This window comes from Methylobacterium sp. A52T (assembly GCF_053346095.1).
In genome coordinates this window covers 1-8,576 of record NZ_JBKFBI010000189.1, presented here as the reverse complement: position 1 = coordinate 8,576, position 8,576 = coordinate 1, and the positions used below count along the sequence as shown (strand labels likewise).

Below are 8,576 nucleotides of genomic sequence, written 5' to 3'. Positions count from 1 at the left end.
CCGGGCGGCCCCCGGGGCCGGGGCCCCGCCCGGCTCCGCCGGGCGGTTTTTTGTTGCGCCGGCCCCGCCGCGCGCGGGCCCGTGCCACGGGTCGCAGCCGGCCGCGGGTGACGCGGGCGGCGCGGACATCCTATGGTGTGCCGATGGCGCGGCTCCGGGGCCGACCGGAGCGCAGGCGGACGAGCCGAAGGATTGTCATGGCGACGCAGGGCGAGTGGAAGATCCCCGCGCAGGCCCAGCCCAGGCCCGCGGATTACGGCTACGACCTCGACCGGGCGCTCTCCGCGGTCCTGGCCCTGTCGGCGCGGATCCCGGACAGCGCGTTCACGGCCGAGACGCTCGGCACCGAGCGCGCCGGCAACGGCGTGGTGATCCGCGAGGACGGGCTGGTGCTCACCATCGGCTACCTCGTCACCGAGGCCGAGAGCGTCTGGCTCACCACCCGGGACGGCCGCTCGGTGCCCGGCCACGTCCTCGGCTTCGACGCCGCCACGGGCTTCGGCCTGGTCCAGGCGCTCGGCGATCTCGGCGTGCCGGCCCTCCCGCTCGGCCGCTCGGCCGGGCTGAAGACCGGCGACCGGGCCGTGCTGGCCGGGGCGGGCGGGCGCCAGCGCTGCGTCGCCGTCGAGGTCGTGGCCCGGCAGGAATTCGCCGGCTACTGGGAGTACGTCCTCGACGAGGCCCTGTTCACCGCCCCCGCGCACCCGCACTGGGGCGGGACCGCGCTGATCGGCCCCCAGGGCGACCTGCTGGGCATCGGCTCGCTGCAGCTGCAGCAGGGCGGCGGCGGCGCGGCGCGGCCGATCAACATGGTCGTGCCCATCGATCTGCTGACGCCGATCCTCGAGGACCTCGCCACGCGCGGGCGGGCCGACCGGCCGCCCCGCCCCTGGCTCGGCCTCTACGCCACCGAGAGCGAGGAGGGCATCGTCGTGATGGGCCTCGCCGATAACGGCCCGGCCGAGACCGGCGGCCTCCAGGCCGGCGACGTGATCGAGGCGGTGGCCGGCGAGCCGGTGGCCGACCTCGCCGCCCTGTTCCGGAGCGTCTGGGCCCTGGGCGAGGCCGGGGTGCGGGTCCCCCTCACGATCCGCCGGGAGGGGCGCGGCGTGAAGCTCGCCCTCGTCTCCGGGGATCGGGAGCGGTTCCTGCGCACGCCCTCGCTGCACTGAGGCCGCGACGAGGCCGCGACGAGGCCGCGACGAGGCCGCGACGAGCCCGCGACCCGGAGCGTGCAACCTTCGCGCGCCGAGCGGCGTTGCCGCGGCGCCGTCGCGGGCCTGTACCGGACACAACCTACGGCTCAGCGACGGTTCAGGTGGCGGGACCGAATCTCGAACGACCGGCTCCCGATCCGCCGGAAACGTTGAGGAGATCCAGTCATGACGATTCTGAGCGCACCGCGCGCGAAGGCACTCGTGATGGCCGCCGCGATCGCCGGCGGCCTCGGGCTCGCGGGGTCTGCCGAGGCGGCCGGGGGCTGCGGTCCCGGCTTCCATCCCAATCCGTGGGGCATCTGCCGGCCGAACTGGGGCCCCCGGCCCTACGGCTACTGGCGGCGCCCGGTCTATTACGGCGGGTACGGCGGCTACTACCGGCCGCGGCCCTTCTACCGGCCCTACGGCTTCTACGGGCCGCGCCCGTTCTTCTGAGCCCCCGTCCGAGCCCGTCGGACAGCGTGCAGGGCGTCCCGCCGACCGGCGGGGCGCCCTTCGCGCGTGCGGAAGGCCCTTCTTCGCCCTGCATGCGCACAAAGAATGACCATTCGGAAACCTTGCCGGTTTCTTAAGCCGGTTATGCGATTTTCGCAGGTCTGGTGCTTGACCTTGCGACTCCTGCTGCGCTGCGGCGCGATTATATGTGCGTTGCACCAACAAGAGGCAGCGATGCGCAATGGGGCGCCATCGTCTGCCCGAGCAGAGGTCACAGCACACCATGTCCGCCGCCCGTAGCGTCCTGAGCCGCGTCCGCGCCTATCTCCGGTACCGCGACACCGTCACCCAGCTGTCCCGCCTGTCGGACCGCGATCTTGCCGATCTCGGCATCAACCGCAGCGAGATCCGCGGCGTCGCCCGCGTCTGATCCCCGCGTCCGCGCCACAGCGCCCGAGACGAACGTCTCGAAGGACCGCCGCCCGTTGATCCGGACGGCGGTCCTTCGCTATTCTCGGACATGACACAGACCATCCACATCGTCGGCGGCGGCCTCGCCGGATCCGAGGCCGCCTGGCAGGTGGCCGAAGCCGGGCACCGCGCCGTGATCCACGAGATGCGCCCGGTGCGCGGCACCGAGGCGCACCGCACCGACGGGCTGGCCGAGCTCGTCTGCTCCAACTCGTTCCGGTCGGACGACCCCGAGGGCAACGCCGTCGGGCTGCTGCACCAGGAGATGCGCTCCTTGCGCTCGCTGATCATGCGGGCGGCCGACGCCAACCAGGTGCCGGCGGGCGGGGCGCTGGCGGTCGACCGCGAGGGCTTCTCCGCCGCGGTGACCCGGGCCCTGGAGCAGCACCCCAACGTCACCCTCGTCCGCGGGGAGGTCGAGGGCCTGCCGCCGGAGGAATGGGGGCCCTGCATCGTCGCCACCGGCCCGCTCACCGCGCCGGCGCTGGCCGAGGGCATCCGCGGGCTGACCGGCGCCGAGTCACTGGCCTTCTTCGACGCGATCGCGCCGATCGTCCACCGCGACTCGATCGACATGGACGTGGCGTGGTTCCAGTCCCGCTACGACAAGCCGGGACCCGGCGGCACGGGCGCGGACTACCTCAACTGCCCGATGACCCGGGAGCAGTACGACGCCTTCGTGGCCGCCCTCGTGGCGGGCGAGAAGATCGGGTTCAAGCAGTGGGAGGGCACGCCCTATTTCGACGGCTGCCTGCCCGTCGAGGTCATGGCCGAGCGCGGCCCCGAGACGCTGCGCCACGGGCCGATGAAGCCCGTGGGGCTCACCAATCCCCGCGACCCGCTGGTCAAGCCCTGCGCGATCGTGCAGCTGCGCCAGGACAACGCGCTGGGCACCCTGTACAACATGGTCGGCTTCCAGACGAAGCTGACCTACGCCGAGCAGGTGCGGGTCTTCCGCATGATCCCCGGCCTGGAGCGGGCCGAGTTCGCCCGCCTCGGCGGCCTGCACCGCAACACCTACCTCGACAGCCCGCGCCTCCTCGACGCCACCCTCCGGCTGCGGGCCCGTCCGACCTTGCGCTTCGCCGGGCAGATCACCGGCTGTGAGGGCTACGTCGAGAGCGCCGCGGTCGGGCTGATGGCCGGCCGCTTCGCCGTCGCGGAGGCGGCCGGCGACCCCCTCGCCCCCTTGCCCCAGAGCACGGCCCTCGGCGCGCTCATCGCCCACATCACCGGCGGCCACCTGATGGCGGACGGGGAGGCCAACGCCCCGCGCTCGTTCCAGCCGATGAACGTGAATTTCGGCCTGTTCCCGCCGCTCGAGCGGGCCCCCCGCAACGAGACCGGCCGGCGCCTGCGCGGGCCCGAGAAGGCGGCGCTGAAGAAGCGCGCGCTCACCGACCGGGCCCGGGCCGATCTCGCCGCCTGGCTGGAGGGCGCGGCGGGCGGTGCGCGGGGTGGCGCGCAGGGCGCGGCCTCGAGACCTGCGGCGGCGGAATAGCGGGCCGCACGGGGCTTGCACCGCCGGAGGCCTCCTCACTTGGCCTCCTCACTTGGCCTCATCGCCTGGGCTCACCATGACCGCGATCGACACCCGGGCCTTCCTGGCCGACCTGTACGAGCTGCGCGAGATCGGCCGGTTCCGCACCGGCGTCCACCGGCCGACCTTCTCGGCCGACGACATGGAATCCCGGCGCTGGCTGATGGCCCGGCTCGAGGCCTGCGGCCTGGAGGCCTCCATCGACGGGATCGGCAACGTGCTCGGGCGCCACCGCGGCCCGGGCCCGCACCTGCTGGTCGGCAGCCACATCGAGACGCAGAACGAGGCCGGCTGGCTTGACGGGGCGCTGGGCGTCGTGGCCGGGGTCGCGCTGGCCCGCGCCGGGCTGCCCGTCGACGTCGTCGCCTTCGCCGACGAGGAGGGGCACTTCTCCGGCGGCTTCCTGGGCAGCCGCTCGGCGATCGGCGACCTGACCGAGGCCGAGATGGACGAGGCGCGCAACCGCACCGACGGCACGCCGCTGCGCGCCGCGCTCGCGAGCGCCGGCCTCGCCGGCCTGCCCCGGACGCGGCTCGACCCGGACCGCTACCGCGGCTTCCTCGAGATGCACATCGAGCAGGGCACGCAGCTCGAATCCGCCGGCCTGCATCTCGGCGTGGTGAGCGGCATCGTGGCGATCTGGCAGTTCCGGATCGACTTCGCCGGCAACCAGGACCACGCGGGCGGCACCACCATGGCGGAGCGCCGGGACGCGGGTCTCTCGGCGGTGCGGCTGCTCGCGGCGATCGACCGGGAATTCCCGAAGGTCTGCGGGCCGCGCAGCACCTGGACCACGGGGCGGATCACCCTGGATCCCGGCGGCTTCAGCATCATCCCGGGCCGCGCCGAGGTGTATTTCCAGTTCCGCGACGTGGCGATGCCCGTGCTGGAGCGGATGGAGGCCTGCCTGGAGGCGCTGGTGCGCGAATCCAACCGGCGCGAGCGCTGCCCCGCCACGCTGACGGCCCTGGCCAAGGCGATCCCCGCCCCCTGCGACCCGGCCCTGATGCGCGCCCTCTCGGAGGCGGCCGAGAGCGTCTGCCCCGGCGGGTGGCAGGTGATGCCGTCGGGGGCCGGGCACGACGCCCAGAACGTCGCCCGGATCCTGCCGGCCGCGATGCTGTTCGTGCCCTCGATCGGCGGCATCAGCCACCACTGGGCGGAGGATACTGGCGACGCCGACCTCGCCCTCGGCGTGCGGGCCCTCGGCGACGCGGCGGCGCGGGTGCTGGCGGGCTGAGCGCGCCGCCCCGGCGCGCCCGGCCTCAGGTGCCTTGCCTCAGGCGCCCGGCACCAGCGACCGGATCGGGATCAGCTCCGGCCGGTATTCCTGCATGCCCCCGGCGATCCGCTCCTCGACGGCGTCGATGAACGTCTCCGGGTCGGTGATCGAGCACTGGCGCAGGTCCCAGAAGGCGTAGCGCCACCACTGCACCTTCAGGTAGCGCTCGATCAGCGCGTCCGGGAAGCGCATCTTCACGATCCGGGCGGGGCTGCCGGCCACGATCGCGTAGGGCGGCACGTCCTTGGTCACCACCGCCATGGCGCCGATCACCGCCCCGTCGCCGATCGTGATGTCGGGCATCAGGAAGGCGCCGTGGCCGATATAGACGTCGTTGCCGATGCGCACGCGCTTGGGCCAGAGATACGGGCCGGAGATCTCGTAATCCTCCGCCCGCGGGTCGATGCGGTCGAACACCGCCGAGTGGTGCGTGTAGAACAGCGGCGAGGTCGAGCCGCACTGGACCGGGTGGCTGCCGCGCCCGACCTGGACGCTCTCGCCGATCGAGCAGTAGCGGGCGATGTCGGCGCCGAAATAGTAGCCGCTGACCGCGTACGAGAACGCCCCCATGGTGAGGCAGTAATCGACGCCCATCCACTTGATGCTGCACGGCGGCTCGAAGACGCAATCCTCCGGCAGGCCGAACGGGGCCGGGTGCAGCACCGAGATGCCGCGGCGCAGCATCTCCTGCTTCATGTCCTCGTTGACGGAGATCATGCGGCGTCCTCGTCGCTGGGGTGCCCGGTCCCGGCCGGCGCCGGGTCCAGGCCGTAATAGTCGCCCATCAGGTCGCCGTAGGTGGCGGCCCGGATCGGCACGGTGAGCCGGCCCGCGGCCGAGACGTCGATGGCGAGCAGGCGGTCGTTGAAGGCGGCCGGATCGGTGGCCAGCGCGGCGGGGAGCAGGTGCCCGTTCGGGTAGGCGCGCAGCCGCTCGGCCGGCGCGCCGAGGTCGAAGGCCGCCACCGGCAGGCCGGTGCGCAGCGCCAGGGTCAGCGCGTACGAGTAGGTCTCGGGCCAGATCGCCGGCAGCAGCACGAGGTCGGCCGAGAGCCGCCAGACCAAGTCCAGGGCCTCGTGGTCGCCGGAATAGCGCCCGGTCTGGGCGACCCCGACGCGCTCCAGGCCGATCGCCAGGGCCGGGTCCGAGTAGCCCACGATCGCGAAGTGCAGGGGCAGGTCGCGGTCCTGCGCGTCGGTGGCGAGCGCCTGCAGGAACAGGCCGCCCTTCGTGGCGCTGATCGCGCCGAGCACGGCGACGCGGCGGATTCGGCCGGGCCGCTGGAGGCTGGTGTCACGCACCGACCGCTCCGGCTCGACGTGCGGCCGCACCGTGACCGACAGATCCGGGTAGACCGTCCGGATCCGGCCCGCCGTGTCGGAGGACGGCGCGAACACCCGCGCGGCGCCCGCCAGGAACGCCCCGAACGCCGCCCGCCGCTCGCCCGGATCCGGCTCCTCGAACCCGTCCGCGTCCACCGCCAGGCACGACCGGCACTCGCTGACCGGCGCCAGGCCGCAGTAGCGCCCGTCCGGCTGCACCAGGTGGTTGCGGTGGCACACCGGCGAGTAGTCGTGCAGCGTCCACGCGTAGGGCCGCCCCGACCCCGCCACCACCGCCATCAGCGCCCGCGCCGCCGCCCAGCGCAGCCCCGCCAGCGAGTGCACGTGGATCAGGACCGGCGCCAGCTGCCCGACGAAGTCGGCGAGCTCGGCCGCGTCCCGCGGCAGGTACAGGCTGTCGAGGTTGGGCAGGTACAGGAACTCGGGGCCGCGATACGAGACGTGGACCTCCAGGTTGCGGGTCCGGTCGATCTGCAGCAGCACCACGCTCAGGCCCTCGGCCCGGGCCTGCGCGACCATGTCGTCGATGTGCCGCTGGATGCCCCCGCCCCAGCTGTGCGTCACGTAGAGCAGCGCCCGGCCGGCGAAGTGCCGGGCCAGCCGCGCCCGGTCGAGTCGCGCCCGCCCGCGCCGGCCGGGATCGGCCTGGACGAACTGGCCGACCCGGGCCGGGTAGTCGGGATGCTTGGCGAGCAGCGCCGCCTGGCCCTGGTCGTACTCGCCGCCCGCGTCGAGGCCGAACGAGATCTGGCCGGCGTGGTGGACGAACACGTCCTCGGCGAGCAGGTTGACGAAGCCGGCCTTGATGGCGCGCAGGCACCAGTCGTTCTCCTCGCCGTAGCCCTTGCCGAAGGCCTCGGCGTCGAGGTCGCCGACGGCGTCGAGGGCGGCGGCGGTCATGTACATGCAGAAGCCGACGCCGGTGGGCACGGGCACGGCGCGACCGCGATTGACCTGCGCGGCGAGGCGGTCGAGGTCGGGCCGGGCGATCTCGAGCGGCATGGTGTTGTTGGCGTTGAAGCGCGGGTAGGAGCAGATCGTGGCGTTGTTGGACAGCGGCGTGACGCTGCCCACGGGCAGCCCCGCGCCCATTCCCGCCTCTGCCCCCGCCTCCGTGACGGACCCGGCCCGAGGCTCGGCGTTGTGTTCGGCGTGGGCGACGAGGCGGTCGAGCCAGTCGCCGAAGACTTCAGCGTCGGAGTTGAGCAGGACGACGGCGCGGCCCTGGCGCAGGCCGAGGGCGCGGTTGACCGAGCGGACGAAGCCGAGGTTGCGCTCGTTCTCGACGAGGTGGAACAGGCCGCGTCCGGCGAGGGCGGCGAGGTCTGCGGACAGCTGCGGGTCGGGGGAGCGGTCGTTGACGGCGAGCAGGGTGAAGGGGGTGGCCTGGGGCGCCGCCAGGCAGGCGTGGATGGCGCGCAGGGTCTCGCCGCGGCCCTTGTAGACGGGGACGATGACGACGACGCGGGCCTGCGCGATGGGCAGGGCGCGGGGCAGGCGGTCCCACGCGTCGGCCGCCGGGGCCTCCATGGGCGGGTAGGTGCCGAGATCCTCGGGGCAGCCCATCAGCCCGGCGGCCCGGCCGGTGCGCACGTAGTGCAGGAACGGCGATTCCCCCGGGGCGAGGAGGTGACCGTAGGTCTCCCGGTAGAACGCGATCGAGAAGGTCTTGCTCGGGTCCCGGCCCTCGTGCTGCCCGTAGGCGACGAAGTGGGCGAGCGGGGCGTCGGCGGCGTCGGGATTGCGCTTGGCGTAGAAGGCGGCGTCGAAGTACGGCGCGACCGTCCGGGCCTCGTCGGCCAGCGCCGCGTCCCGCGAATCCGGCGTGCCGTAGCGGGGGTGGAAGGCACCGGCCGCGATGTCGGTCCCGTGCATCAGCGCCGTGGCGAGGCGGTGGACGAGGGGCGCGAGGCCCGTCTCGCGCATCCCGGGATGCGCGTCGCCGTAGGCCTGCCCGTCGAAGTCGGGCCTGGGATTGCGGCCCTTCCGCCAGCCGGTGTCGCAGTAGTCGCGCACCGCGTCCTCCGCCTCGGACAGGCCGTAGCGCGCCCGGTAGAAGCCGTGGTCGAAATGCCCCGCCACCAGACGCGCCTGCAGGTCCAGGAACGCGTCCCGCTCGAGGATCTCCTGCCCGATCGCCCCGAGCCAGGCCGTGTCCTCGACCGGCGCCCGCGCCGGCCGCAGCCCGCAGACCCGCAGCAGCGCCGCCAGCGTCGAGCGCCCCGGGCCGGGATCGCGCAGCTCCCGCCAGCCCGCCTCGGCGAAGTGCAGGAACGGCTCGCGCCCGC

The 8,576-nt window shown here is 73.7% G+C and carries 7 protein-coding genes; 5 read left to right on the top strand and 2 right to left on the bottom strand.

The features are described 5' to 3' along the window. Positions 1–197: 197 nt before the first annotated feature. The 5 genes from ACLBYE_RS27975 (at position 198) to ACLBYE_RS27955 (ending at position 4,903) form a co-directional block, all read left to right on the top strand. Positions 198–1,172: a S1C family serine protease gene (locus ACLBYE_RS27975; protein WP_447696669.1), complete on the top strand. Its 975-nt coding sequence runs from the start codon at positions 198–200 to the stop codon at positions 1,170–1,172. A gap of 210 nt (positions 1,173–1,382) precedes the next feature. Next, positions 1,383–1,652, top strand: coding sequence for a GCG_CRPN prefix-to-repeats domain-containing protein (locus ACLBYE_RS27970; RefSeq protein ID WP_447696668.1), 270 nt, complete (start codon positions 1,383–1,385; stop codon positions 1,650–1,652). Positions 1,653–1,935: 283 nt separating this feature from the next. After that, positions 1,936–2,082 (top strand): DUF1127 domain-containing protein, encoded by a 147-nt coding sequence (locus tag ACLBYE_RS27965; RefSeq protein WP_020095497.1) that lies wholly within the window; start codon positions 1,936–1,938, stop codon positions 2,080–2,082. Between the two features lie 90 nt (positions 2,083–2,172). Beyond that, positions 2,173–3,624, top strand: coding sequence for a methylenetetrahydrofolate--tRNA-(uracil(54)-C(5))-methyltransferase (FADH(2)-oxidizing) TrmFO (gene trmFO, locus ACLBYE_RS27960; RefSeq protein WP_447696667.1), 1,452 nt, complete (start codon positions 2,173–2,175; stop codon positions 3,622–3,624). Positions 3,625–3,700: 76 nt separating this feature from the next. After that, positions 3,701–4,903 carry a hydantoinase/carbamoylase family amidase gene (locus ACLBYE_RS27955; protein WP_447696666.1) on the top strand — a complete coding sequence of 401 codons (1,203 nt, stop codon included), beginning with the start codon at positions 3,701–3,703 and terminating at the stop codon, positions 4,901–4,903. Positions 4,904–4,942: 39 nt separating this feature from the next. Here ACLBYE_RS27955 and ACLBYE_RS27950 read toward each other — a convergent pair whose 3' ends face one another. After that, positions 4,943–5,662, bottom strand: coding sequence for a CatB-related O-acetyltransferase (locus tag ACLBYE_RS27950; RefSeq protein ID WP_042671319.1), 720 nt, complete (start codon positions 5,660–5,662; stop codon positions 4,943–4,945). Next, a partial coding sequence (locus tag ACLBYE_RS27945; RefSeq protein ID WP_447696665.1) for a glycosyltransferase occupies positions 5,659–8,576 on the bottom strand: 2,918 nt, incomplete at its 5' end. The genes ACLBYE_RS27945 and ACLBYE_RS27950, both read right to left, overlap by 4 nt.

Bases quoted from the DNA above. Each gene is read 5' to 3' on its own strand.
- ACLBYE_RS27975 (WP_447696669.1), top strand. From the start codon at position 198: ATGGCGACGCAGGGCGAGTGGAAGATCCCCGCGCAGGCCCAGCCCAGG.
- ACLBYE_RS27970 (WP_447696668.1), top strand. From the start codon at position 1,383: ATGACGATTCTGAGCGCACCGCGCGCGAAGGCACTCGTGATGGCCGCC.
- ACLBYE_RS27965 (WP_020095497.1), top strand. From the start codon at position 1,936: ATGTCCGCCGCCCGTAGCGTCCTGAGCCGCGTCCGCGCCTATCTCCGG.
- trmFO (WP_447696667.1), top strand. From the start codon at position 2,173: ATGACACAGACCATCCACATCGTCGGCGGCGGCCTCGCCGGATCCGAG.
- ACLBYE_RS27955 (WP_447696666.1), top strand. From the start codon at position 3,701: ATGACCGCGATCGACACCCGGGCCTTCCTGGCCGACCTGTACGAGCTG.
- ACLBYE_RS27950 (WP_042671319.1), bottom strand. From the start codon at position 5,662: ATGATCTCCGTCAACGAGGACATGAAGCAGGAGATGCTGCGCCGCGGC.